The organism is Stackebrandtia sp. (assembly GCF_035643755.1).
In the GTDB taxonomy this organism is placed as follows: domain Bacteria; phylum Actinomycetota; class Actinomycetes; order Mycobacteriales; family Micromonosporaceae; genus Stackebrandtia.
The window spans coordinates 1-25,944 of the sequence record NZ_DASQPW010000276.1; the positions used below are offsets into that span (position 1 = coordinate 1).

Below are 25,944 nucleotides of genomic sequence, written 5' to 3' on the forward strand. Positions count from 1 at the left end.
CACGAACGCGGCGACGATGACCGACCTCACGCGTGGGCCTCCTTAGTCAGGGCTTCGGTATGAAGATAGTCGGCCACCTTCCAGGTGCGGTAACGCGATCCCTTCACCAGGATCGTGTCGCCGCTTCGCGCCACGCGACACACCTCGGCGATCGCGGCGGCCTGGTCGGCCACGGCCGTGGCGTCGGCCCCGGCCTCGGCGGCGGCCTCGGCGGCCGGCGCCGCGACATCCTCGACGGCGATGACGATGTCGACCCCGGCGCGCGCGGCACGGCGCCCGAGCTCGCGGTGGGCGGCCACCTCGGTGTCGCCGAGCTCGGCCATGTAGCCCAGGACCGCGATGGTGCGGCCGGCGCCGCCCAGCGTGGTCAGGGAGTCGATGGCCGAGGCCATCGAGTCGGGGTTGGCGTTGTAGGAGTCGTCGATGACGGTGATGTCGTCGGCGCGGGTGAACACGTCCATGCGGCGCGGCGACAGGCTGACGGGCATGCTGGCCCGGGCCGCCAGGACGTCGACCGGCATGCCCAGCTCGATCGCCACGGCCGCGGCGGCCAGGGTGTTGGAGACGTTGTGGGCGCCGTGCAGGCGCAGCGCGATCGGCGCGGCGGCGGTCGCGGTGGTCAGGGTGTAGCGGGGCAGGCCCGAGGAGGTGTCGACGTCGACGCCGCGCACGTCGGCGTCGGGCGAGGTGCCGAAGGTGACGACGCGTCCGGGCGCCAGCGGGCGCATCGCCGACACCCGCGGGTCGTCGGCGTTGAGCACCGCGACCCCGCCGGGCTTGATGCCGGCGATCAGCTCGGACTTGGCGCGGGCGATGGCGTCGGCGGAACCGAACTCTCCGATGTGGGCGATGCCGACGTTGAGCGCCAACCCGATGTCGGGCGGGGCGATGTTCGTCAGGTAGTCCAGGTCGCCGACGTGGCGGGCGCTCATCTCCAGCACCAGGTAGCGGGTGGACTCGTCGACCTTCAGCGCCGTGTAGGGCGCGCCGAGCTCGTTGTTGAGGGTGCCCTCGGGCGCCACGGTGGGTCCCAGGGCGCGGCACAGGTGGGCCAGGAAGTCCTTGGTGGACGTCTTTCCGGACGAGCCGGTCAGTCCGATGACGGTCAGGTCGTCGAGACGGTCGATCACGGCGCGCGCCAGCTTGCCGAGCGCGACCAGCACGTCGTCGACGACAATCGACGGGGCGTCGACCGCGCGGGAACCCAGCACGGCCACGGCGCCGTCGGCGACGGCGCGCGCGGCGAAGTCGTGGCCGTCGGCGTGATCGCCGACCAGCGCCACGAACAGGGCTCCGCCAACGACCTTGCGGGAGTCGTGCTCGACGGGGCCCGTCACCACCGCGGCGGGATCGGCGTCCGGCGACAACCTCCCGTCCGTCACCTGGGCGATGTCGGACAGGTTCATCGAGATCACGGGATCGAGCTCCTTAGTGCTGGGTGGCGGCCAGGGCGTCGGCCAGTACGCGTCGGTCGTCGAAGGGCACCGTCTTGTCGGCCAGTTCCTGGCCCTGTTCGTGTCCCTTGCCGAGCAGCGCGATCGTATCGCCCGGGCGGGCCAGCCGCACGGCCTCGCCGATGGCCGCCGCGCGCCCGGCGATGTCGCGGTGGGGGCGGTCGCCGACGCCGGCCAGCACCTCGGCGCGCACCGCGGCGGGGTCCTCGGTGCGGGGGTTGTCGTCGGTGACGATCACCAGGTCGGCGCCGTCGGCGGCCGCGGCCCCCATCACGGGGCGCTTGGAGCGGTCGCGGTCACCGCCGGCGCCGATCACGGCGATCAGGCTGCCGGACGTGATGGGGCGCAAGGCTTTCAGCACGGCGGTGACGGCGTCGGGCTTGTGCGCGTAGTCGACGACGCCGCGTACCGGGTCGTCGCCGGAGACCATCTCCATGCGCCCGGGGATGCCGCGGCACTCGCCCACCCCGGCCACCGCGACCGGCGCGCCGACGCCCACGGCGGCGAGGCAGGCGTAGGCCAGCAGGGCGTTGGAGATGTTGTGGCGCCCGGGAAGCCGGACCGAGGCCGGATAGGTACCGCCGGGGCCGCGCGCGGTGAACGACTGGTCGAAGCCGCTGCCGGTGATGTCGGTGGCCGTCCACGACGCCGCGGAATCGTGGAGAGAGTAGGTGACCGTCTTGGGGGTGACGAGGCGCTTGGCCCACTCGTCGTCGGCGTTGACGACCTCGACGTCGCAGCGGCCGTCGAACAGCTTGGCCTTGGCCGCGAAGTACTCCTCGACGGTGTCGTGGAAGTCGAGGTGGTCGACGCCGAACATGGTGAAGCCGCCCACGGTGAAGTGGATGCCGTCGGCGCGGTGCAGGGCCAGCGCGTGGCTGGAGACCTCCATGACGACGTCGGTGACGCCCTGTTCGACGGCGTAGGCGAACAGGGCCTGGAGCTCGGGGGCCTCCGGCGTGGTGCGCTCCGACACGATGGTCTCGTCGCCGATGCGGGTCTCGACGGTGCCGATCAGCCCGCTGCGGCGGCCCGCGGCGCGCAGGCCGGATTCGACCAGGTAGGCGGTGGAGGTCTTGCCGCTGGTGCCGGTGACGCCGATGATCGACAGCCACCGGGTGGGTTCGCCGTAGACCAGGGCGGAGACGGGGCCGACGGCGGCGCGCGGGTCGGCGCATTCGATGGCGGGGATGCCGCGCTCGGTCGCGGCGGCCACCCCGCGGGCGTCGGACAGCACCGCCACCGCGCCGCGCGACACCGCGTCGTCGAGGAATTCGGCCCCGTGGCGGCGGGCCCCCGGCAGCGCCGCGTACAGGTCGCCGGGCCGCACCCGCTGCGACGCCAGACTGACCCCGGTCACCTCGGCGTCGCCGTGGACCGCCAGGTCCGCGAGCGATCGGGCCAGCGCGTCCAGCCGGCGAGGCCGCACGGTTTGCGGGCGGGGGAATCCAAGCACCCGCAGACACTACCGCGCCGATCACCTCGGCACTCACCCCCGGCGGCGACGCGGCGAGCCGTTACCGGCCGGTACTACACGTCGTGGTGTTTCTCCCCATCGCGCGGGAGAAATGCCGACGGTGATGGGAACCGTTCTTCTTTAGCGCCACTACAATTCGACTTCGCCGGGTATCGGCATTAGTCGAATGGAGTGACGGCGTACGTTATATGCGAAGCTTGGAAAGAATACTCAGTATTCATTCTAGAGTCGAGACGTACGGACGGCATATGCGGTGAGCCACCGAGCGGCCACAACATTCGGTCCACGATAGACACGAGCACACGCGTTGTGATTCAACTAGTCTGTATCCGTGATGACCACGCCGATCACCGCCCATTCGGGCCCGGCGCCGACCACATCGGATCGAATGTGGAGAAATGCGGATCGCATCGGGTTGACGACAAACAAACCACAATGGCCTCGCTTCGTGGGACCGGTCCCCCTGCCTCGCACACGTGTCAAATCAGCAAGGTTTGCGAAACTTTTTGGGATTACTTCATGGTCCAGGGGTTCCCATCACCCAATAACTGGTGTATATAAAAGTCCTACAAGCCCGGTACCCACACCACACCCGAGTAGAGGAACCCACAATGCCTGAGTTTGAATTCGGTCTTTTAGGAGCCCTGACGGTGCGGGTCAACGGCCACGACGCCCCCGTCGGAGGACTGAAACCGCGCCGGATGCTGGCTACCTTTCTACTTACCCCCGGTGAGCAACTACCGCTCGACAGGTTCATCGATGTCGTGTGGGGCGCCCAGCCCCCCAAATCAGCCAGTGCGAACCTGTATTCGTACGTCACCGTTTTGCGCCGTGCGCTGCACGGACGCCTCAACCGGCTGCGCAGCGGCTACGTACTCCACGTCAAGGGCGGCGAGCTCGACGTCCAGGTCTTCTCCGACCTGCTGGCCCAGGCCCGGCACGACGCCGCGTCCGGGCACACCGCCGAGGCCATCGCCGTTTACGACCGTGCCCTGAAACTGTGGCGGGGCGAGCCCCTCGCCGATATCAAAGGACCTCCCCCATGGATTCCATATATACAAAAGCTTATTGACACTAGGCTCGACGCCCTCGAAGAGCGAGCAGCCCTGTACGTACACAACGGGCAACACAGCGAGGCCATCGCGGAACTGCGCGGACTCATCGCCGAGCACCCGCTGCGCGAAAGCCTGTGGCGCCAGCTGATGACCGCGTTGGCCAGCGCCGGACAGCGTGCCGAGGCCATCGACACCTACGGGCGGCTGCGGGCCACGCTCGCCGACGAACTGGGGATCGAGCCCAGCGACGAATCCCAACACGTCCACCGCAAGCTCCTGGGAGCGCCCACCGCTCGCACCCGGCACACCGATGTGCGCACCGCGGAGCTGCGACGCCGTTGCACCGAGATCGAGATCCAGGTGCGCGCCGCCGCGGCGACGCTTCCCGCCAGCGCCATGGCCATGACCTCTCCCGGCCAGCTCGACTACGACCAGCCCGCCCCGACGGACCCGCTGGTGTGGCTGGACGGCAAGTCCGAGGACATCATGGCGCTGTTGCGCCAGGCGGCCACCGCGGGCCTGGCGTCCTCGGCCTGGCGGCTGTCCGCGGCGCTCATGCCGTACCTGGACTTCCGGCACAAGCTGGAGGACTGGCGGCGCTGCAACCGGATCGCCCTGGTGGCCGCCCGCAAGTGCGGCGACACCGAGGGCGAGGCGACCATGCTGCGCGGCCTGGGCCAGTGGCACATCTACAACGACAACTTCGACGCCGCGGAGGAGTCGTTCAACGTGGCACGGGTGCTGACCAGGGCGCTGGGCAACGAGCGCGAGACCGCCCTGGCCGTCTACGGCCTGGGCGCGGTGGCGAGATTCACCGGGCGCACCGCCGAGGCGGCCTCGCTGTTTCGGGACTCCGCCACCGCGCTGCACCGCATCGGCGACGCCCACGGCGAGGGCCTGGCCCGCTGGGCGCTGGCCGGGGCGTTCATCGCGCTGGAGAACTTCGACGGCGCCGATGAACAACTTCACATCGCGCTGAAGGCGGCCCGCTCCGTGGGCGACCGGCACCGCGAGGCGCACGTCATCGAGCGGTTCGCGACCCTGCACCGGGCCCGCGGCAACGAGCCCGAGGCGATCGCCTGCCTGGAGGACGCGCTGAGCACCTTCACCGACCTGGGCGACGAGCCCTGTACCAAGGAGGTGCGCGAGGCCCTAGAGGTCTAGGGATAGGAATTTTCCAATGTTGGAGAATCCCTATTTGACCGGCTTGGACGGCGTTTGTCGTGATGCGGGCGAAATCCCCGGGTCGCAACCGGATCGAAACCGGTTGATACCTGGCATTTCGCCCGCTTTATCATGCCGACTCGGGATGCCGACACCCTGACCTACTGTGTACCGTTGCTACCCATGGGAAGCCGGTTTGGTCGGCGGATGGGATACTCCGTCGCTTTTGGCGTCGTCACCCTTATGGTGGTCACGGCGTGTGGCAGTAGTGCGAAGGTCGTGAGCCCCAGCCAGGAAGACCTTCGCTCCGAGGCAAAAATCAGCGTCAGCCCCAAGACGGGGACCAACGACGCACCGATCTCCACCGAAATCGCGTACAAGGTCAGCAAGGGCAAGTTCAAGGACCTCAAGCTGACCAACGCCAAGGGCAAGGAAGTCAAGGGCCACATGCGGTCCGACGGCTCGAGCTTCGTGCCCGACGAGCCGCTGGACTTCGGCACCAAGTACGTCGCCTCGGTCACCGCCGTGGACGGCGACGACATCTCCGGCACCAAGGAATCCACCTTCACCACGATGTCGGCCCCCGGCAACACCATCAACGGTTCACTGTGGAACGGTGACGGCAAGACCTTCGGCAAGGCCATGCCGATCCTGCTGGACTTCCCCCGCAGCTTCTCGGTCCCCGAGGACAAGCGCGCCAGCGTCGAGAAGCGGCTGTTCGTCTCCAGCAAGCCCAAGCAGGTGGGCGCCTGGCACTGGTTCAGCGGCAACCACCTGGAGTACCGGCCCAAGGACTTCTGGAAGCCGGGCACCAAGATCAACGTCCGTTACGGACTCGCGGGCCTGCCGCTGGGCGGCGGCGTGTACGGCAGCGGCGACGTCACCGCCACGGTGAACATCGACACCAAGGACCGCGAGGTTCACGTCAGCAACAAGGACAAGAACCTCAAGGCCACCGAGGACGGCAAGACCGTCAAGACCATGGACGTCAGCCTCGGCAAGGACGCGAAGCCCTCCTACTCCGGCACCATGGCGATCATGGAGAAGAAGGAGAAGACCACCTTCGACACCACCGACGAGCCCGAATGCCACGGCAAGGAGGGCGGCGAGAACTGCTACAAGGCCAAGATCAAGTTCGCGCAGCGCCTCACCTGGAGCGGGCAGTTCATCCACTCCGCGCCCTGGTCGGTGGCGGATCAGGGCCACCGCAACGTCTCCCACGGTTGCGTCAACGTCTCCGACAAGAACGCCGAGTGGATCTTCAACTTCACCGACGTCGGCACCCCGGTCATCATCGAGGGCACCGGACACAACCTGCCCGCCGGCGACGGGTTCACCGCGTACAACCTGAGCTGGGACGACTTCCTGAAGGGCAGCTACCTGCCCGCGCCGAAGGCCGAGAAGTAGCCGTCAGGGCTCGACTCGCCTCGGCGCCCAATCGATCCAGGAACAGTACGGGTCGACGGTGGCCAGGACGGTGACGTCACTGAGCCGCCCCGCGCGATAGGTCACCGCGGTGAGAAGCACGCGGGGGCGCTCCGCGCTGGATCGGTCGGCGTCGGCGACGTCTCTGACCAGGGCCAGCCCGTTTTGGGGCGCCTCCTTGGAGATCCACACCAGGTCGCGCCCCGCGTCGGCCAGGACGGCCGCGAGGCGTTCGGGTTCGGCGGCGCAGCACAGGGTGCTGGCGCCGAACACCACCGCAAGCGCCCCGGCGGGAGCGGCGGCGATCGCGGCGGGCAGTTCGTCGAAGTAGTCCCCCGCCCGCCAGTCGATGCCGTCGAGGGCGTCGACGTGCGCCAGCGCGGAATCCATCCGCCGCAACAGGTCGGCGGCGTCGGGTTCGACGCAGTCACGCAGCCAGGCGATGGCCTCGGCGTCGTCGGCGCGGATCGGGTCCCTCTCCACGCCGATGCGGGCGGCGATCACGGGGCGGCGCCGCAGCCGCGGGCTCGGGGTGCCGCGCCAGTCGCATTCCAGTACGGGCGCGCCGCCGTGGTTCACCGTGGTGTCGCCGTAGCGGTACCCGTAGCCGTCGGGGACCAGCGCCAGCCCCGCCGCGCCGCCCATCTCGATGAGCGCTAGGGGACGGTCGTCGTCGATGTGGGTGAGGGCGGGCCAGAACATCGCGGCCGCCAGCGGGTCGTTCTGGCGGTTGGCGCGACCCCGCCGCCAGGAACTCCTCAGGGGATCGGCGTGACGGGACAGGAAGTCGGCCACGGCGTCGGCCAGGGCACCGTCGGCGGGGCGCCCGCCGCCCAGGGTGGCCCAGTAGTCGGCCAGCGGGTGATCGGTCGCCTTGGTGCGCAACAGTTCGGTGGCGTTCGCCAGCAGCTTGAAGGGCAGGCTCCAGGACGGCTCGTCGTCGGTGATGGCGTGCATGAGGTCGGGGCGGTCGGCGACCGCCCGCCAGACCGCGGCGGAGACGGGCAGGGTGTCGGCGCGTTGTTCGGCGCGCTTGGCGAATACGTCGCTGAGGGTGAGTTCTGTCATCGTCTGCGACGGTATCGGCGACGGGTCGGCGGCGCATCCAGGTTTCGGACGCGCGTTCCGCCCGAGGCACCCGATATCGAATCGCCTGTTCAGCCAGCACTAGAATGGTTGCTACACGGGACGTTCGGTGACGGCGTCGCCGAAGGTCCACACGATGCGGGCGCCGCCCAGCTCGCTTTGTCCGATGTGGAGACGACCGCCGTTGGAGCGGGCGACCCGCGCCACGATGTCCAGGCCCAGGCCGCTGGAGCCCGCGCCGCTTTCGCCCCTGGTCAGCGCCGACATCGGGTCGGCGATGCCGGGCCCGCCGTCCTCGACGATGAACCGCCCCGCCCGAGTGTTGAGCTCCACCGAGAACGGGGCGTTCTGCGGGGTGTGGGAGAAGACGTTGCCCACCAGGGCGTCGACGCACGACACCACGTCGTCGGGGGGAATGTTGACCCACAGGCTTTCGCGCAGACCCACCACCCGATAGCGCCGCCCGTGGTCCTCGGCCAGGAGGCTCCACATGGAGACGCGCTCGCGCACCACGGCCGCCACGTCGCACTGCTGGCCCGAGCGGTCGGTGATGGAGCGGCGGGCGCCCGCGATGACGGCGTCGATCTCGGACTCCAGGGCGTCCACCGAGGCCCGCATCCGCGCGGCGTCGGGACCGGCACCCAGAAGCTCGGCGTCCAGCCGCAGCGCGGTCAGCGGCGTGCGCAGGCGATGGGACAGGTCGGCGGCGAGTTCGCGTTCGCCGTCCAGCAGGCGTACCACGCGGTCGGCCATCATGTTGAACGCCAGGCCCGCGTCCATCAGCTCGTCGGGGCCCGAGGGCTCCACCCGCATCGACAGATCCCCCGCGCCGAACGACGCCGAGGCGTCGGCGAGCTTCCTGCTGGAGCGCACCACCCTGGCGCCCAAGCGATCCGCGGTGAACACCGAGATCACCACCAACAGCAGCGCGATGCCCGCCAGGGTGAGCCACGCCGTGGGTATACCCCGGTTCAGCAGGGCGTCGGGGACGTACACCTCCACCACCGCGACCTTCTCGTCCGACAGCAGCACCGCCCGCAGGTAGGCCACCCCGTCGGCGGTGGATCGGGTGGTGGTGTGCGCCGAATCGCGCGCGGAGTCGATGGCCGCGGCGGACACGTGGCTGATCCCGATCACGGGCTGGTCGGCCAGGTGAATGGCGAGGCGGTCGGCGGCGCCGGCCCGGTCGGCCGACACGGCGCGCCGCAGCACCCGCGGGTCCTCGCTGGCTGCCAACACCGTCACCATCGAGCTGGCCGACTCCCGCGCCTGGGACATCGCCCGCTCATGGGCGACCTGGCGGGTCACCAACCCCAGCGGGATGCAGAAGGCGAGCGCCACCATCAGGGTGGTGGCGATGGCCACCTTAGCGAGTGCCCACCGCATTCAGTTTTCGTCCGCCAGCATGATGCCGACGCCGCGGACGGTGCGTAGCAGGCGGGGCTTGGCGGCGGACTCGCCGAGCTTGCGGCGCAGCCAGGACACGTGGACGTCGACCGTGGCCTCGGCGCCGATGTAGGGCTGGCGCCACACCTGCTCGACGAGTTCCTGTTTGGACACCACGCGGCCGGCGTGCTGGGCGAGGTAGGTGAGCAGGGCGAACTCGCGGCGGGTGAGTTCCAGCTCGGTGTCGTCGAGGGTGGCGACGTGGCGGGACTGGTCGACCATGAGCGGGCCGACCTTGATCTGGGAGGGCACGCGGGGTTCGGCGGCTTCGTGGCGGCGCAGCACGGCGGCGATGCGGGCCTGGAGATGGGCCGCGGAGAAGGGCTTGGTGACGTAGTCGTCGGCGCCGGTGTTGAGCAGCTTGATGATGTCGGACTCGGCGCGGCGGGCGCTGGCCACGATGACGGGGACGTTGGACACGCCGCGCAGCATCCGCAGCGCGTCGGCACCGTCCAAATCGGGCAGACCGAGGTCGAGGATCACGACGTCGGGCGGCTCGGAGGTGACGCTGCGCAGGGCCTCCAGGGCGGTGGTCTCGGCGCGAACGTGGTGCCCCACCTTGATCAGCGCGCGCGACAGGGCCGCACTGACATTGGGGTCGTCCTCGATCAGCAGAACCACGGCCACGGCGGCACTTTACCGCCGCGAGCATTTTCTGACAAGATGGCGGACATGTCGTCGTCCGCGTGGATCCGTGGTATCGCCTCGGTGGTCGCCTGGGGCGGGGTCACGACGGTGGCCGCGTTGGGCTCGTGGCTCGGGCTGTCGTCGGCGCTGACCGCCGGGCCCGCCGACGATCGGGCCGACTCGGTGATCGCCTCGAGCGACACGGTGCCCAGCCGCACACCGTCGAGCGCGCAGTCCTCCTCGTCACCCAAGCCGACGGGGCGCTCGGGTCCGCGCGGCAACGGGGGCGACTCCGGCGACGCGATCGACGGCTGGTCCCCGGTGGGCGGCGGCGTGTACGAGCGGGCCTTCGACACCGACGGCGGCACCGCCGTGATCCAGCTCAGCTCCGCCAAGGCGGGCCTGGTGTCGGCCAGTCCCGCCGACGGCTATGCCGCCCGCACCGAGCACCCCAGCGACGACCACCTGGTCGTGATGTTCTACTCCGCCTCCGGTGGGGTCGTCATCGACGCGAGCTGGCGGAACGGCAAGCCCTACGCCACCGTCTCGGGTTCCTAGACGGGCTCGGTGACCTGGGGTTCGGTGAGCTCGGCGGCGAGGGTCTTGCGCACCCAGCGCTCGGCCACAAAGGACATCACGGGGATCGTGCCCGCCAGCAGGACCAGCACCGTGCGCGGCCACAGCTTCCAGTTGACGCGGCGCGCCAGGTCGAAGCCCAGCGCCAGGTACACCATGTAGCCGAAGCCGTGGATCGGCGACACGATGGACGACAGCAGCGGGTAGCCGACGATGTGCAGCGGGACCGCGACGAAGATGAGGACGATGAGGAAGATGCCGACCACCCAGGCCGCGATGCGGTAGCGCAACAGCGCGCCCCGAAGCTTGTCGTCCACTGTGTCTTCCTATCCGGGGTATTGGTTGGGCCGCCGGTCGGGATGGTCGGCGAGCCACGCCAGGTAGCGATTGTAGGACGCGGTGGGTTCGTCGGCGGTGTCGGTGGAGTCGCGGTGTGACGTGGACGCGAACGGCGACGACAGCGGCGGCGGCTCGTCGGCGGCGCGGGGCGTCGGCGCGTCCTGCCGCAGCTCGGCGCGCACCTCGCGCACCCACAGGAACACGGTGAACAGCGAGAAGAGCGGCCATTCGAACATGTAGCCCCAGCTGAGCATGTTGCCGTCGTTGGCGCGGGTCCATTGCCACCAGCCGAGCCCGGCGAAACCCACCGCCAACACGACGGTGAGCGCGTGCCTTACCAGCCACGCGGGAGTCAAGAACCTGCGCACGCCCCACAGGGTAGGTGTTACGCGCGCGACGTTGACGCCGAGGTGCCCGCCGGGGTGGAATGGTGCGATGGTCACCGCCGCCGACGTCCGCGAATTCCTCCGGCTGCCCGCCGCCGACGCCGCCTGGATCGACACCTGGGACTGCCTGGCCGCCGGGCCCGCCCCGGTGCCGTCGGCCGCCGAGATCGAGCGGCTCATGGTGGACCGGCTCGGGGTCGACCCGATCGACGCCGCGGCGGCCGCCGCGGCCAGGCCCGATCGCCGTGCCGAGCCCGAGCTGTGGTGGGTTATCGACCGCTGCCACGCCCAGCTCGAGTCCGATATGGGCGGATTCGGGATGCTGTTGTGGCCACGGATTCCGGAGCGTCTGGGCGCTGCGGGGCGGTTCCTGTACCTGTATCCGCTGTTGGCGGCGATTCCCGCGACCCTGGAGTTCTATCGGCGCCGGGGTCTGGATGAGGACCTCTGCTGGGCGACGCTGGGCAACTTCTCCGAGAAGCTGCGGCTCAACCGGGCCCGCTACGACCTGCCGGGGCTCAGCGTGGCGTTCTGGTTCACGCTGCACGTGCGCGGTGCGCTGTTTCAGTTGGGGCGCTTGGAGTTCGCCATCGAGCGCCTCGGTGATGGTCACCCGTTCGCGGGTCACGACGCCGGCGAACTGACCGTGGGGGTGCACATCCCGGGCGACGGCCCCCCGCTGACCGTCGACGCCTGCCGCGCCTCGATCGAGCGGGCGCGGGGCTTCTTTCCCAAGTACTTCGGCGACCGGTTCGCCGCGCCGCCGACGTTGACCTGCTCGTCGTGGATGTTGGACCCTCAGCTGCGCGAGGTCCTGCCCGCGGGCTCGAGAATCGCGGCGTTTCAGGACCTGTTCGAGCTGATGCCCGCCGCTCCGGACGCCGACGCGCGCGGCCAGGGCGACGTCCTGCTGTTCGTGTTCGACCACGTCGGGCCGTTCGACGCCGCGGCGCTCCCCCGCGACACGTCGCTGCGGCGCGAGCTGGCGGACGGTTTCGCGGCGGGACGCCGGTGGCAGGTGCGTTCGGGGATCGCGCGGTTGCACTAAGGTCGCCACGTGTATCGCGAGCTTGACGCCCTGGACTTCCCCGCCCTGACCGACCTGTACGCGCCGCCGGTCACGGCGGCACCGTGGCTGCGGGTGAACTTCGTTTCCAGCGCCGACGGCGCGGTCGAGGTGGACGGGGACTCCCAGGCGCTGTCGGGTCCCGACGACATGCGGGTGTTCAAGATCCTGCGGATGCGTTGCGACGTCCTCTTGGTGGGGGCCGGGACGGTCCGCACCGACGGCTACCGTCCGCTGCGGTTGAGCGCCGATCGGGTCGCGTGGCGCCGCGACCATGGGCTGTGCGACCACCCGGTGATGGCGGTGGTGTCGCGCGGCGCCGACCTGAAGCTGGACGCGCCGCTGTTCACCGACGCCCCGGTGCGCCCGCTGGTAGTCACCGGCGCGGACGCGCCGCCCGAGCGGCTGGCCGCCGCGGCCGAGGTCGCCGACGTGATCTCCACCGGCACGGGCGGGGTCGACTTCGCCGACGCCTTGCGGCTGCTGCGTTCCCGCGGTCTGGCCCAGGTGCTGTGCGAGGGCGGGCCGCACGTCTTCGGCGAGATCACCGCCGCCGGCCTGGTGGACGAGCTGTGCCTGACGCTGTCGCCGAAGCTGGCGGGCGCCGGTTCGGGGCGGATCACGGCCGGTCCCCCGTCGTCGCTGCGGTCGATGCGTCTGGCGCATGTCCTGCACGCCAACGGAAATCTGCTGCTGCGGTACGTCCGTCCCGACCCGGGGTGAGCGGAGGGGGCGACGGCGCGCTGGTGCCCCGGGGTGTGTTAGCGCTAACATCATTCACAGACTTCGCACCCGCCGAAAGGACGCCCGTGAGCGCCGACCCCAGCCCCCGCCGTCCCGCCGTGATGACCGACGTCGCGCGGCTGGCCGGGGTGTCGCACCAGACGGTCTCGCGCGTCCTGAACGGAAGCCCCCGGGTGCGCCCGACCACCCGCGACAAGGTCCTGCGGGCCATCAAGGAGCTCGACTACCGCCCCAACGCGATGGCGCGCGGACTGGTGAGCCGACGATCCCATGTGGTGGGTGTCATCACGTTCGACACCATCCTCTTCGGACCGGCGTCCACGCTGCTGGGCATCGAACGCGCCGCCCGCACCGCGGGCTACGGCGTCAGCATCGCGACCCTGGAGCGCCTCAACCGCGCCAACATCCTGGAGGCGGTCGACACCCTGACCGGGCGCGGCGTCGACGGCATCATCATCATCGCTCCACAGTTGGCGGTCACCGCTGCGCTGCGCGACCTGCCCGCCGGGATGAGGGCGGTGGCGGTGGAAGCGTCCCACAACGCGGGGGCGCCGTCGGTGGCGGTGGACCAGGTGGCGGGGGCGCGCCTGGCGGTGGAACACCTGCTGTCGTTGGGACACAAGACGGTGTGGCACATCTCCGGGCCCGGCGACTGGCTGGAGGCCCGCGACCGGGTCTCCGGCTGGCGCCAGTGCCTGGAGGAGGTCGGCGCCGCGGTCCCGCCCGCGATCGGCGGCGACTGGAGCGCCCGCTCCGGCTACGCGGCCGGCGGGATCCTGGCCGGGCAGGCCGGCGCCACCGCGGTGTTCGCGGCCAACGACCAGATGGCGCTGGGTCTGATGCGGGCGCTGCACGAGCGCGGCGTGAGGGTGCCCGAGGACGTCAGCATCGTCGGCTTCGACGACATCCCCGAGGCCGAGTTCCTGTCGCCGCCGTTGACCACGGTGCGACAGGACTTCGACGAGGTGGGCAGGCGCGGGATCGCGACCCTGCTGCGGCTGTTGGAGGACGACGAGCCGTCCACCGATCCGCCGATCGCGCCGACCCTGGAGGTCCGGCACAGCACCGCCGCGCCGCCCCGATGAAGGCGGCGCGGCGGCGGTACCCGCGCCTCAGCTCCTGGCCTTGCGCTTGTTGTAGACATCGAAGGCGACCGCCAGCAGCAGCACCAGGCCCTTGATGGCCTGCTGCCAGTCCGGGCTCAATCCAAGGATCGACATGCCCATGTTCATGACGCCCATGACCAGGGCGCCGACGATCGCTCCCACCACGGTGCCGATGCCGCCGGACGCCGAGGCGCCGCCGACGAAGGCCGCGGCGATGGCGTCCAGCTCGAAGTTGACGCCCGCCTTCGGGGTGGCGGAGGTGAGCCGGGCGGCGAAGATGACGCCCGCCAGTGCGGCCAGCACCCCCATGTTGATGAACACGACGAGGGTGTTCTTCTTGGTCTTGACGCCCGACAGCAGGGCGGCCTTCTCGTTGCCCCCCACCGCGTAGGTCTGGCGCCCGATCACCGACTTCTGCATCACGATCGAGTACAGCAATACGAGAGCGATCACGACGAGGCCCACGATCGGGATACCCTTGTGGACGGCCAGGGTGACGCTGAAGGCGTTGATGACGGCGATCAGCCCGACCACCTTGAGCCAAAACAGCGGCCGCGATCCGAGCCGCAGCCCGTAGGAGGCGCGCATCCGGCGGCCCCGCAGCTGAAGCCACACCACGACCGCCGAGGCGGCCAGGCCCAGGACCAGGGTCAGGACGTGGACGCCGTCGCCGGCCCCGGGCAGGTAGCCCGCGGCGATCTGGCGGAAGCCGTCGGGGAAGCCGGAGATGGTCTCGCCGTCCAGGACCCGCTGCGCCAGGCCGCGAAACAGCAGCATGCCCGCCAGGGTGACGATGAACGCCGGGATGCGCATGTAGGCGATCCAGAACCCTTGCCAGGCACCGATCGCGGCGCCCACCAGCAGCGCGGCCACCACGGCCACCGGCCACGGCAGACCCCAGTGGACGATCATGACGCCCGCGATGGCGCCGATCAGCGCGCACACCGAACCCACCGACAGGTCGATGTGCCCGTTGATGATCACCAGCATCATCCCGATGGCCAGCACCAGGATGTAGCTGTTCTGCAGGATCATGTTGGTGATGTTGATCGGCGTCAGGATGCCGCCGTTGTATTGGTACGTCAGGGTCTGGAACAGCAGCGCGATCAGCACCAGCGCCAGGATCATGCCGTACTGGCGCACGTTGCCGCGCAGGATCTGCCCGATCTCCTCCCGCATGCCCAGCCGCGCCTCGGCCGTCGGGGTCGGCGGCGCCTCGGGCGGCTCCGGGCGGGATTCGTCCAGTTTGGTCACGGGGTCACCGCCGTCGGCATGGTGCGGGTCATCAGTCTCATGACTTCCTCCTGTGTGGCCTCACGGCGGGAGAGTTCGCCGGTGATGCGGCCGGCGCTCATCGCGTAGATCCGGTCGCACAGGCCGAGTAGTTCCGGCAGTTCCGAGGAGATGACCAGGACGCCCTTGCCCTCGGCGGCCAGCTCCTGGATGATCGTGTAGATCTCGTATTTGGCGCCGACGTCGATGCCGCGGGTCGGCTCGTCCAGAATCAGCAGATCGGGCGTGGCGAACACCGACTTGGCCAGCACGACCTTTTGCTGGTTGCCTCCCGACAGCTGCCCGGCCTTTTGCAGGACGCTGGATGCCTTGACGCCCAGGCGTTGGCGCAGCCGCTCGGACTCCACCAGCTCGGCGTGCGCGCTGATGAAGAAGCCGCGGGCCACCTTGCGCAGCCCCGCCAGCATCATGTTGCGGCGGATGTCCTCCTCGAGCAGCAGCCCGTACTGCTTGCGATCCTCGGTGACGTAGGCGATGCCGTTGGCGATGGCCTCGGGCACCGTGGACAGCCGGACCGGCTTGCCGTCCTTGCGGGCGGTGCCGCTGATGTGGGAGCCGTAGGAGCGCCCGAACACGCTCATCGCCAGTTCGGTGCGCCCGGCGCCCATCAGCCCGGCCAGGCCCACCACCTCGCCGCGCCGCACGTTCAGGCTGGCGTCGCGCACCAGCTGGCGGTCGGCGACCTCGGGGTGGAAGACGTTCCAGTCGTTGATCTCGAAGAAGACCTCGCCGATGTCGGGATCGCGGGGCGGGAAGCGGTGCTTCATGTCCCGGCCCACCATGCCCTTGATGATGCGGTCTTCATCCACATCGTCTATCGCGACGTCGGCGGTCTCCACGACCTCGCCGTCGCGCAGGATCGTGATGGTGTCGGCCACCCGCAGCACCTCGTCGATCTTGTGGGAGATCAGGATGCAGGTGATGCCCTGCTTCCTCAGGTCCTTCAGCAGGTTCAACAGGTTGTCGCTGTCGGTCTCGTTGAGGGCCGCGGTGGGTTCGTCCAGAATCAACAGCCGGACGTCCTTGGCCAGGGCCTTGGCGATCTCGACCAGCTGCTGCTTGCCGACGCCGATGCCCGACACCAGGGCCTGCGGGTCGGCGTCAAGCCCGACGCGGTGCATCAGCTCCACGGCGCGGGTGTTGGTGGTGCGCCAGTCGATCAGCCCGCCGCGATGCCTTTCGTTGCCCAGGAACAGGTTCTCGGCGATCGACAGCTGCGGCACCAGCGCCAGCTCCTGGTGGATGATGACCACCCCGGCGGCCTCGCTGTCGCGGATGCCGCGGAACCTGACCTCGGCGCCGTCCAGCAGGATCTCGCCGCCGTAGTCGCCGTGGGGGTAGACCCCGCTGAGCACCTTCATCAGCGTGGACTTCCCGGCGCCGTTCTCGCCGACGAGCGCGTGAATCCGGCCGCGCTCGACGGCGAGGTTGACGTCCGTCAGCGCGCGCACACCCGGGAAGTCCTTGGTGATGGAGCGCATCTGGAGAATGTGGTCGGTCAACTGATGTCCTTTTTGGTGTAATAGCCGCTGTCGAGCAACGCGTGCTTGTAGTTGGTCTTGTCGACCGACACCGGATTCAGCAGATACGCCGGGACGACCTTCTTGCCGTTGTCGTAGGTCTTGGAGTCGTTGACCTTGGCCTTCTTGCCCTTCAGCGCGGCGTCGGTCATCTGCACCGCGAGCTTGGCGAGCTTGCGGGTGTCCTTGAAGACCGTCTGGGTCTGTTCGCCCTTGATGATCGACTTCACCGACGCCACCTCGGCGTCCTGGCCGGTGACGATGGGCAGCTTCTCGCCGCCGGAGCCGTAGCCACCGCTGGTGAGCGCCGACAGGATGCCGATGCTGATGCCGTCGTACGGCGACAGCACCGCGTCCAGGTGCTCCTTGGCGTAGTTGGCGCTCAGCAGGTCCTCCATGCGCGACTGGGCGGTGGCGCCGTCCCAGCGCAGCGTGGTGACCTTCTTCATCTCCGTCTGTCCACTACGGACGACGAGCTTCTTGGACTTCAGGTACTTGTTCAGCACCGACATCGCGCCGTTGAAGAAGTACTTGGTGTTGTTGTCGTCGGCGGAGCCGGCGAACAGCTCGATGTTGAACGGCCCCTTGCCGTCGGCGAGGCCCAGTTTGTCCTCGATGTAGGAACCCTGCAGCACCCCGACCTTGAAGTTGTCGAAGGTGGCGTAGTAGTCGACGTTCTTGGTGCCCAGGATCAGGCGGTCGTACGAGATGACCTTGATGTCGGCGTCGGCGGCCTCCTGGAGGACCCCGTTGAGCGACTTGTTGTCGATCGGGGCGATCACCAGGGCCTTGACGCCCTTGGTGACCATGTTCTCCACCTGGGACACCTGGTTTTCGATGACGTCCTCGCCGTACTGCAGGTCGGCGTCGTAGCCGGCGGCCTTGAACGCCTTCACCATGTTCTTGCCGTCGGCCACCCAGCGCTCGGAGGACTTGGTGGGCATCGCGATGCCGATGGTCCCCTCGCCGCCGCTATCGCCGCCGCACGCCGCGGTGGCCAGCAGGACTCCCGCGCTGGACGCGGTCAGCAGGACCTGTCTTCTGTTGAGGCTCATGCGTTTTCGCTCCTTGAGTCGATGTGGATGGTGGGGCGCTCATACCTGGACGCACTCCATGCCGGCGGCGCGGGCGAAGGTCCGCCAGCGCTCGGCGTGCGAGCCGAGGTTCATCACCTGGTGGTGGGGGCCGCCGGCCAGCAGCCAGGCGTCCATGCAGGCGCGCAGGCCGCTGGCGGGCCGGAACTGGCCGTAGGGCATCTCGAGGGCGGGCAGGGGCGGGGCGTCGAGCACCTCGCCCTCGGCAACCACGAGACGGAACCGTTCTCCCCCAAGTGAAACCAGACAGGCCAGGGTGGCCGGTCCGGGCTGGTAGCGGAACAGGAAGGTGGGCGGGTCGGCGAGCTTGCCGATGCCGAGACCGCGCTTGATCAGCCGCACCGGCTCGTCGTCCCGGGCGACGCGCCAGTTGCCCTCGCCCATGTGGCTCATGAGGATCGAGTCGGACGGGAAGTCCATGGCGTACATCTCGGTGAAGTGGCCGTCGCCGATCAGCTGGTGCCCGGCGTAGACCATGGCGGCGGCCAGGGCGTCGCCCTCGGCGCCGTAGCCGTATCCCTTGGCCATCAGGGACGACGCCGCGGCCAGCGGCAGCCGGGTGAAGCGCCCGTCCTCGCCGATGGCGTCGAAGTGGGTGGAGTAGGCCGACAGGCCCCGTTCGACGAGGATGTCCTCGATGGCCAGCTGCATCCGGGCGTGGTCGTCGCGCTCCTCATCGGACAGTTTCGGGTCGATGGCGAAGCGTCCGTCCTCCCAGGACCTCAGGTCCACGACGCGATCGCCGTCGACGTCCTTCATGCCGCGCCACAGGTCGCCGGGCGCGACGAAGCTGATCTCGGGCCCCAGCGCCCGAAGCAGGGCGTTCTCGTCGACCCGGATGTCCCCCATGTGGTTCATGGCGTAACCGAAGACGCCGACACGCAGGTTTCGCCAGGCCGTGACCGCGCGGGCGGAGCGCGCCCAGTGCGCGAAGCGTTCGGCGAAGGAGTCGGCGCGCCAGTCGTCGGTGATGACCTCGAAGGGCCGGTCGGCGCGCACCATCGCGTTGGCGGTGTCCTGGGCGCCGTGGATGCCCTGGTTATAGGTCATGTCGGCCATGTCCCACCGCGCGGTCACGGCCGGTTCGGGCTGGATGTTGGCCAGGCACACCGGAAGCCGGTTGTCGTTGAACAGCCGGGCCACCCGCATCGCCGGGCCGTAGGTCAGCATGGTCACGAGCACGCCGTCGAGGCGCCGGCCCGCGAAGTCGGCCATCACCGCCTCGGCGTCGGCGCGGCTCTTCACCGGCGGCCCCACCACGAACTCCGCCACGCCGGACAGGCGCTCGGCGATGTCGGTGGCGTAGGACGCCTGCCGGTCGGTGATTCCGGGGATCATGTGGTCGTACAGGTCCTGCATGATGCCCAGCAATCCGATGCGCGGCTTGGTATCGGTCATCGTGTTCCCTTCGCCGGGGCCTGCTGTCCGTACTGGTTCTGGTAGCGCTCGTAGAGGGCGTCCACATTGACGTCGTCGATGGGCACGGGTTCGCCCAGCGACCGTGCCAGGTGGACGGTGCGGGCGACGTCCTCGCACATCACGGCGGCCTTGACCGCGGCGCGGGCGCCGGGGCCGATGGCGAAGACGCCGTGGTTGCGCATCAGCACCGCGGGCGAGCGGTGGCCGCGCAGGGTCGCCACGATGCCCCGGCCGATGTCGTCGTTTCCGATGCGCGCGAACGGACCCACGGGGATCTCGCCGCCGAACTCGTCGGCCATCGCGGTCAGCACGCACGGGATCGCCTCGCCGCGAGCGGCCCAGGCGGTGGCGTACGGGGAGTGGGTGTGCACCACGCCGCCCACGTCGGGGAGGTGCCGGTAGACGTAGGCGTGCGCGGCGGTGTCGCTGGACGGGGAATGGTCGCCCTGAAGCGGATTGCCGTCGGCGTCGCACACCACCATCGACTCGGGGGTGAGCTCGGCGTAGGAGACGCCGCTGGGTTTGATGACGAAGCGGTCGGTGCCCGCCAGCCGCGCCGACACGTTGCCCGCGGTCCACGCCACCAGGCCCCACCGCACCAGCTCGCCGTGCAGCTCCACCAGCTCCGCGCGCAGCCGCGCCACCTCCGTCGACGCGTTCATGACGCCGCCTGATTGCGGTTCCGGCGCAGCCGATGCAGGATGTCGTCACCGCCGCGTCCGAAGTGGTCGTGGAGGCGACGGTATTCGCCGTACAGGGCGTCGTATGCCTTGGCGTTGTGGGGATCGGGGCGATAGACATTGGGGTTGACGCGCCCCATGACGGACGCGGCCGAGGCGACGTCGGGGTGGGCGCCGGCCGCCACGGCGGCGTGGATCGCCGCGCCCAGCGCCGAGCCCTGCGCCGAACCGATGGTGGACAAGGCTTTGCCGCACACGTCGGCGTAGGTGCGCATCACGAACGGGTTCTTCAGCAGGCCGCCGGCGACCACGCATTCGGTGACGGGCACGCCCGCGTTGCCGAATTCCTCCATGATGGTGCGGGTGCCGAACGCCGTGGCCTCCACCAGGGCCCGGTACACGTCCTCCGGTGTGGACGACAGGGTGAGCCCGGCGATGACGCCGGACAGCTCGTGGTCGACCAGCACCGAACGGTTGCCGCTCATCCAATCCAGCGCCACCAGGCCGTGCTGGCCGACCCTCTGGGTCGCGGCCTTGTCGCTGAGCAGTCGATGGGCGTCGACGCCGCGCCGCCGCGCCTGTTCCCGGTAGGACTCCGGAAGATAGGAGTCGGCGAACCAACCGAAGATGTCGCCCACGCCGCTCTGCCCGGCCTCGTACCCCCAGCTTCCGGCGACGATGCCGTCTTCGACGACGCCGCACATCCCCCGGACCTCCGCGAGGTTGGCGCCGTTGAGCATGTGGCAGGTGGAGGTGCCCATCACCATGAGCATCTGGCCCGGGGCGGTGGCGCGGGCGGCCGGCGCGGTGACGTGGGCGTCCACATTCCCGGTGGCCACGGCGATCCCGACGTTGAGGCCGGTCCACTCGGCGGCCCGGGTGGTGAGCCCGCCGGCCAGCGACCCGAGGGGCGACAGCGGGTGGGCGATCTTGTCGCGCACCAGGGTGGCCAGCCCGGGGTGCAGCGCCGCCAGGTAGTCGGGGTCGGGCCACCGTCCATCCTGGTACATGCCCTTGTAGCCCGCGGTGCACAGGTTGCGGTTCTCGCTGCCGCACAACTGCCACACGATCCAGTCGGCGGCCTCGATCCAGCGTTCGGCGCGCCGGTAGACCTCGGGGTCCTCCTCCAGCATTTGCAGCGCCTTGGCGAACTGCCACTCCGAGGAGATCTTGCCGCCGTAGCGGGCGATCCAGCCCTCGCCGCGTTCGTGGGCCAGCGCGGTGATCCGGTCGGCCTGCGGCTGGGCGGCGTGATGCTTCCACAGCTTCGGGTAGGCGTGCGGGCGGTCGCTCAGCTCCGGCATCCAGCACAGTGGAGTGCCGTCGGCGGCGGTGGGCAGCACGGTGCAGGCGGTGAAGTCGGTGGCGATGCCGATGACGCTGGCCGGGTCGATGCCGGCGTCCTCCACGGCGGCGGGGACGGCGCGTTTCAGGACGTCCAGGTAGTCGCCGGGCTCCTGCAACGCCCAGTCGGGCGGGAGTTCGGCGCCGGTGGACGGCAGGGCGCGGTCGATGACGCCGTGGGCGTAGGCGTGCTCGGCGGTGCCGAGCTCGGCGCCGTCGGACACCCGCACCACCAGGGCGCGGCCGGACAGGGTGCCGAAATCTATGCCGACGACGTGTCGGCCGGGGTGTTGAGTCATGTGTGATCGCTTGTCGGGGCTGGAATGTTAACGCAAACATTCTTGGCACGGACCCGAGAACATGTCAATAGCGTGTCGTAAATATTTCGCCTTTTTGATGTCTGTCCGGCGAAAAACCGGGACGGCCCCCCGCAAATCGCCCGGCCGCCTCACCCGTCGCGACCGCGGCCGTCACGAACTCACACAATCCAAAGTAGCGGCGTTAACATCGTGCGGCGCCCGGCGTTTCGTACACCGGGCGCTCACCTGGTGTCGCAGCGGCGGTGTAATGATGGTCGGCATGGCTGAAGCCCGTGACAACGAAGCCGCGGTGGGGCGCGTTCTGGGCACCGAGGACGCCACCCCCCTGATGTTCTGGGTGGCGGTCGCCGAGGGGGCCTACCTCCAGCTGGACGACGTGGTGGTGACCCGCCGCGAGGTGCCCGGCCGGGGGACGGTGACGGTGTCCGGAGTGGTCACGGCCGTGCGCTCCCGCCACGAGGGTGCCCAGTTCGACTCCGACGTCTTCGCGATCTCCGACGGCCAGCTGCCCGCGCAGGTGCAGGAGGCCGCCGAGATCACCGTGACCCGGGTGGAGCCCGAGGTCTTCGTGCCGCCGTGCCCCGGCGACGAGGTGTTCAGGGCGACCGGCAGCGACCGGGACTCGGCGCTCTACTTTGACCAGATGAGCCGCCAGGTGCCGCTGGGCTTCAGCCGCGACGGCGAGCCGGTGTTCCTCAACGCCGACTTCCTCGACGGCACCCGCGGCGCGCACGTGTCCATTTCGGGCATCTCCGGGGTGGCCACCAAGACCAGCTTCGCGACCTGGTTGTTGTTCGCGCTGTTGCATTCGAAGGCGCTGGGGCCCGAGGCGGTCAACACCAAGGCCCTGATCTTCAACGTCAAGGGCGAGGACCTGCTGCTGCTCGACCACGACAACGTCAAGCTGGACGACGACCTGCGCGCCGACTACCGCAAGCTCGGCCTGGAGGCCGCCGCCTTCGGCTCGGTGACGGTGCTGGCCCCGGCCCGCGCCGGCGACCGCAACGGCGTGCCGGACGTCGCCTGCCGCACCACCGGCGTGGAGTCGTTCTACTGGACGGTGGCCGAGTTCTGCTCCGAACGCCTGCTGCCCTTCGTGTTCGCCGACGCCGACGACGAGCGCCAGCAGTACACGATGGTGGTGCACCAGGTCGCGGCGAAGCTGCAACGCGAGGCCAAGCCCAAGGACGACGGCGGCGCCGTCATAGACGGCCAGCTGGTGTCGTCCTATGGGGACCTTGTGGATCTGTTGTGCGACAGGCTGTCCGACGATGACACCCGGGGCACGTGGGCCGGCACGGCGATCGGGCTGGGCACGGTGAACGCGTTCATCCGCCGCCTCATCTCGTCCACACGCGACATCGGGCGGCTGGTGCGCGGCGACCTGCCGCCGCGGCGCGCCCACGGCGTCACCTCCGACACCGGCGCCCAGGTCACCGTGGTGGACCTGCACAACCTGCCCGACCGGGCGCAGCGCTTCGTCGTGGGGGTGACGCTGCGGGCGGAGTTCGAGCGCAAGGAGAAGGCCGGAACCGCGCGGCCCCTACAGTTCGTGGTGCTGGACGAGTTGAACAAGTACGCGCCGCGCGACGGCACCAGCCCGATCAAGGAGATCCTGCTGGACATCGCCGAGCGGGGGCGGTCGCTCGGGGTGGTCCTGGTGGGGGCGCAGCAGACCGCCAGCGAGATCGAGCGGCGCATCGCCGCCAACAGCGCGATCCGGGTGGTGGGTCGCCTCGACCCGGCCGAGTCCGGGCGCCCGGAGTACGGGTTCCTGTCGCAGGGCCAGCGGCAGCGCGCCGTGATGGCCAAGCCGGGCACCATGTTCGTGGCGCAGCCGGAGCTGCCGGTGCCGCTCGTGGTGAACTTCCCCTTCCCGTCGTGGGCGACGCGCCCGGTGGAGGCGGCGGCTCCCCCGGCGACGGCGCTGCGGTCCAAGACCCAGACGGTGGACCCCTTCGAGCTTGCCTCGGCCGACGACGACATTCCCTTCTAGGAGCGCGATTTGCGGATTCTGCACACTTCGGACTGGCACGTGGGTGCCACCCTGAAGGGACAGTCCAGGATGGTCGAGCAGACTGCGGTGTTCGGCGAGATGGTCGAGCTGGCCCGCGCCGAACAGCCCGACCTGGTGATCGTGGCCGGCGACCTCTTCGACACCGCGGCGCCGTCGGCGGCGGCCCAGAAGTTGCTGGTGCGCACCCTGTCGGCGCTGCGTTCATGCGGGGCGGACGTGATCGCGGTGGCGGGCAACCACGACCACGGCGGCGCCATCGACGCGCTGCGTGGCTGGGCGGACGCGGCCGGGATCAACCTGCGCGGCAAGATCGGCGGCGCGGGCGACCACCTGGTCACGGGGCGCACCCGGGACGGTGTGGACTGGAAGTGCGCGGCGCTTCCCTTTGTGTCGCAACGCTACGCGGTGCGCGCCACCGAGCTGTTCGACCTGACGGCCGCCGAGACCGGGCAGTCCTACGCCGACCACCTGCGGCGGCTGATCGCCGTGTTGTCGGCGTCCTTCGACGCCTCGGCGGTCAACCTGATCACCGGGCACCTGACGGTGGTGGGCGGCAAGATCGGCGGCGGCGAGCGGGAGGCCCACACCGTGGCCGACTACGCGGTCCCGGCCACGATCTTCCCGGCGGCCACGCATTACGTGGCCCTGGGCCACCTGCACCGGCACCAGCGGATCACCGGCGGCTGCCCGATCCGCTACAGCGGGGCGCCGCTGGCGGTGGACTTCGGCGAGGAGTCCTACACGCCCGGGGTGGTGCTGGTCGACGTCACTCCCGACACACCTGCCCGCGCCCGTCACGTCCCGCTGACCAGCGCGACGCCGCTGCGGACCCTGCGCGGCAGCCTGGAGGAGCTGCGAGAGGCCGAAGTGGACGACCACGAGTGGCTTCGGGTGTACATCAGGGAAAAGCCGCGCGCGGGTCTGCGCGAGGAGGCCCAGGAGCTGTTCCCGCAGGCGATCAGCATCCACATCGACCCGGCGATGACGGACCGGGCAGCGGTGCCGCGCGCCAGCCGGGCCGGGCGCACCCCGCGTCAGCTGTTCGCCGATTACCTGGCGGAGAACAATCACGACGATCCGGCGGTGACCGAGCTGTTCGACCGGTTGTACGACAAGGTGTCCACGGTCGGACCCGACGCGGGGGCCGATGCCTGATGCGACCGCTGCGCCTCGACATGGAGGGCTTCGGCACCTTCAGCAGGTCCACCACCATCGACTTTTGCGACGCCGACTTCTTCGCCCTGGTGGGCCCCACCGGTTCCGGGAAGTCCACGGTGCTGGACGCGATCTGCTTCGCGCTGTACGGGCGCGCGCCCCGCTGGGGCACCGGGATCGAGTACGCCCTGGCGCCGTCGGCCACCTCGGGGAAGGTGCGGCTGGTGTTCTCCGCCGCCGAGACCCGCTACGTGGCGACCCGGGTGGTGAAGCGCGGATCGCGCGGCAAGGTCACCACGACCAGCGCCGCGCTGGAGAAGCTGCCGCCCGGAACCACCGACGCCGATCTGGACCGGGTGTCGGACCTGATCGGCACGCCCCTGTCGAGTTCGGCCAAGGGCCTCAGCGAGCACGTCGAGCGCATCATCGGCCTGCCCTTCGACCAGTTCACCAAGTGCGTGCTGCTGCCGCAGGGGGCGTTCGCGGAGTTCCTGCACTCCTCGGCGGCCGACCGGCGCAAGATCCTGGAGAACCTGCTGGGTTGCGCGGTGTACCGCGACATCCAGACCGTCGCGGGCGAGGAGCACCGGGCCGCCGAGGCGGTGCTGTCGCATCTGGACAGGCAGCTGTCGGGCCTGGGCACGGTCACCGACGAGGCGATCACCGCGGCCGAGCAGCGCGTCGAGGCGTCCGAGGCGGTGGCCGCCGACGTGCGCGGCCAGGTGCCGAGGCTGGACACCCTGAACCGCGAGGCGGCCGCGGCGTCCGAGGCGTTGAAGGCGGTGGACGCCGAGACCGCGCTGCTGACCTACATCCGGCGTCCCGACAATGTGGACTCCATCGCCGAGGACGTGGCGGCCTCGGCCGCCGCCGTCGCCGAGGCCCGCGGCGAGGTGTCGCGCGCCGAGGAGGCCGAGGAGCGGCTGCGCTCCCGCCTGGCCGACGTCGACCTGGCGCGCGTCGACCGGCTGCTGGCCGAGCACGCCAAGGCCGCCGACATCGCCGACAAGGTCGCCAAGGGCACCCCGCTCACCGAGGCCGCCGAGGCCGCGCACACCGCCGCCAAGGAGCACCAGTCGCGCGCGGTCGCGGCGGTGGCCGAGGCCGAGAACGCCCTCGACGCGGCCAAGACGGCCGACCTGGCCGCGACG

The 25,944-nt window shown here is 69.9% G+C and carries 22 protein-coding genes; 9 read left to right on the forward strand and 13 right to left on the reverse strand.

All coding sequences use genetic code 11. The features are described from left to right. Positions 1–26 precede the first annotated feature (26 nt). Both VE172_RS21230 and VE172_RS21235 read right to left on the reverse strand, forming a co-directional pair. A complete protein-coding gene (locus tag VE172_RS21230) occupies positions 27–1,415 on the reverse strand; it encodes a UDP-N-acetylmuramoyl-tripeptide--D-alanyl-D-alanine ligase (protein ID WP_349258489.1) in 1,389 nt (462 codons plus the stop codon). A gap of 13 nt (positions 1,416–1,428) precedes the next feature. Then, positions 1,429–2,910: a UDP-N-acetylmuramoyl-L-alanyl-D-glutamate--2,6-diaminopimelate ligase gene (locus VE172_RS21235; RefSeq protein WP_324803993.1), complete on the reverse strand. Its 1,482-nt coding sequence runs from the start codon at positions 2,908–2,910 to the stop codon at positions 1,429–1,431. Between the two features lie 632 nt (positions 2,911–3,542). Between VE172_RS21235 and VE172_RS21240 the strand changes: the two genes are divergently transcribed. After that, positions 3,543–5,150, forward strand: coding sequence for an AfsR/SARP family transcriptional regulator (locus VE172_RS21240; protein WP_324803994.1), 1,608 nt, complete (start codon positions 3,543–3,545; stop codon positions 5,148–5,150). Positions 5,151–5,429: 279 nt separating this feature from the next. Next, positions 5,430–6,557, forward strand: a complete 1,128-nt coding sequence (locus tag VE172_RS21245) for a L,D-transpeptidase (protein ID WP_324803995.1) — start codon at positions 5,430–5,432, stop codon at positions 6,555–6,557. A 3-nt stretch (positions 6,558–6,560) separates the two neighbouring features. Here the strand turns inward: VE172_RS21245 and VE172_RS21250 are convergent, their stop codons facing one another. The 3 genes from VE172_RS21250 to VE172_RS21260 form a co-directional block, all read right to left on the reverse strand. Further along, positions 6,561–7,643: a DUF2332 family protein gene (locus VE172_RS21250; protein ID WP_324803996.1), complete on the reverse strand. Its 1,083-nt coding sequence runs from the start codon at positions 7,641–7,643 to the stop codon at positions 6,561–6,563. A 111-nt stretch (positions 7,644–7,754) separates the two neighbouring features. Beyond that, positions 7,755–9,047 carry a sensor histidine kinase gene (locus VE172_RS21255; protein ID WP_324803997.1) on the reverse strand — a complete coding sequence of 431 codons (1,293 nt, stop codon included), beginning with the start codon at positions 9,045–9,047 and terminating at the stop codon, positions 7,755–7,757. Next, positions 9,048–9,734 carry a response regulator transcription factor gene (locus tag VE172_RS21260; RefSeq protein WP_324803998.1) on the reverse strand — a complete coding sequence of 229 codons (687 nt, stop codon included), beginning with the start codon at positions 9,732–9,734 and terminating at the stop codon, positions 9,048–9,050. Between the two features lie 45 nt (positions 9,735–9,779). On the opposite strand from VE172_RS21260, the gene VE172_RS21265 reads away from it, so the two are divergent. Continuing rightward, complete coding sequence (locus VE172_RS21265) at positions 9,780–10,292, forward strand: hypothetical protein (protein ID WP_324803999.1); 513 nt, start codon at positions 9,780–9,782, stop codon at positions 10,290–10,292. Here the strand turns inward: VE172_RS21265 and VE172_RS21270 are convergent. Next, complete coding sequence (locus tag VE172_RS21270) at positions 10,289–10,627, reverse strand: DUF3817 domain-containing protein (protein ID WP_324804000.1); 339 nt, start codon at positions 10,625–10,627, stop codon at positions 10,289–10,291. The genes VE172_RS21265 and VE172_RS21270 overlap by 4 nt on opposite strands. Positions 10,628–10,636: 9 nt before the next feature. Further along, on the reverse strand, positions 10,637–11,017 hold the full coding sequence (locus VE172_RS21275) for a hypothetical protein (RefSeq protein ID WP_324804001.1): 381 nt from the start codon (positions 11,015–11,017) through the stop codon (positions 10,637–10,639). 67 nt (positions 11,018–11,084) lie between these two features. Here VE172_RS21275 and VE172_RS21280 point away from each other — a divergent pair, with 67 nt between their 5' ends. The 3 genes from VE172_RS21280 to VE172_RS21290 all read left to right on the forward strand — a co-directional run bounded on the left by VE172_RS21280 (position 11,085) and on the right by VE172_RS21290 (position 13,930). After that, positions 11,085–12,083 carry an acyltransferase domain-containing protein gene (locus VE172_RS21280; RefSeq protein WP_324804002.1) on the forward strand — a complete coding sequence of 333 codons (999 nt, stop codon included), beginning with the start codon at positions 11,085–11,087 and terminating at the stop codon, positions 12,081–12,083. A gap of 9 nt (positions 12,084–12,092) precedes the next feature. Then, a complete protein-coding gene (locus VE172_RS21285; protein ID WP_324804003.1) occupies positions 12,093–12,824 on the forward strand; it encodes a pyrimidine reductase family protein in 732 nt (243 codons plus the stop codon). A 122-nt stretch (positions 12,825–12,946) separates the two neighbouring features. Then, positions 12,947–13,930 (forward strand): LacI family DNA-binding transcriptional regulator, encoded by a 984-nt coding sequence (locus VE172_RS21290; RefSeq protein ID WP_414715138.1) that lies wholly within the window; start codon positions 12,947–12,949, stop codon positions 13,928–13,930. A gap of 27 nt (positions 13,931–13,957) precedes the next feature. Here the strand turns inward: VE172_RS21290 and mmsB are convergent, their stop codons facing one another. From mmsB to araB, 6 genes are all read right to left on the reverse strand, one after another. Next, positions 13,958–15,130 carry a multiple monosaccharide ABC transporter permease gene (gene mmsB / locus VE172_RS21295; protein WP_349258491.1) on the reverse strand — a complete coding sequence of 391 codons (1,173 nt, stop codon included), beginning with the start codon at positions 15,128–15,130 and terminating at the stop codon, positions 13,958–13,960. A 71-nt stretch (positions 15,131–15,201) separates the two neighbouring features. After that, a complete protein-coding gene (mmsA, locus tag VE172_RS21300) occupies positions 15,202–16,746 on the reverse strand; it encodes a multiple monosaccharide ABC transporter ATP-binding protein (protein WP_324804006.1) in 1,545 nt (514 codons plus the stop codon). Further along, complete coding sequence (gene chvE, locus VE172_RS21305; protein WP_324804007.1) at positions 16,743–17,819, reverse strand: multiple monosaccharide ABC transporter substrate-binding protein; 1,077 nt, start codon at positions 17,817–17,819, stop codon at positions 16,743–16,745. The genes mmsA and chvE overlap by 4 nt, the downstream gene beginning before the upstream one ends. Positions 17,820–17,858: 39 nt before the next feature. Beyond that, the gene (locus VE172_RS21310; protein ID WP_324804008.1) at positions 17,859–19,256 is read right to left on the reverse strand and encodes an L-fucose/L-arabinose isomerase family protein; all 1,398 of its coding nucleotides are present in this window, start codon (positions 19,254–19,256) and stop codon (positions 17,859–17,861) included. Next, positions 19,253–19,939 (reverse strand): L-ribulose-5-phosphate 4-epimerase, encoded by a 687-nt coding sequence (locus VE172_RS21315; RefSeq protein WP_324804009.1) that lies wholly within the window; start codon positions 19,937–19,939, stop codon positions 19,253–19,255. Before VE172_RS21315 ends, VE172_RS21310 begins: the two co-directional genes overlap by 4 nt. Continuing rightward, the gene (gene araB, locus VE172_RS21320) at positions 19,936–21,600 is read right to left on the reverse strand and encodes a ribulokinase (protein ID WP_324804010.1); all 1,665 of its coding nucleotides are present in this window, start codon (positions 21,598–21,600) and stop codon (positions 19,936–19,938) included. The genes VE172_RS21315 and araB overlap by 4 nt, the downstream gene beginning before the upstream one ends. Before the next feature lie 280 nt (positions 21,601–21,880). On the opposite strand from araB, the gene VE172_RS21325 reads away from it, so the two are divergent. The 3 genes from VE172_RS21325 to VE172_RS21335 all read left to right on the forward strand — a co-directional run. Further along, positions 21,881–23,617, forward strand: a complete 1,737-nt coding sequence (locus VE172_RS21325) for an ATP-binding protein (RefSeq protein WP_324804011.1) — start codon at positions 21,881–21,883, stop codon at positions 23,615–23,617. Positions 23,618–23,626: 9 nt separating this feature from the next. Further along, the gene (locus tag VE172_RS21330; protein ID WP_324804012.1) at positions 23,627–24,793 is read left to right on the forward strand and encodes an exonuclease SbcCD subunit D; all 1,167 of its coding nucleotides are present in this window, start codon (positions 23,627–23,629) and stop codon (positions 24,791–24,793) included. After that, positions 24,793–25,944: SMC family ATPase (locus VE172_RS21335; RefSeq protein ID WP_324804013.1), on the forward strand; the 1,152-nt coding region annotated here is incomplete at its 3' end. The genes VE172_RS21330 and VE172_RS21335, both read left to right, overlap by 1 nt.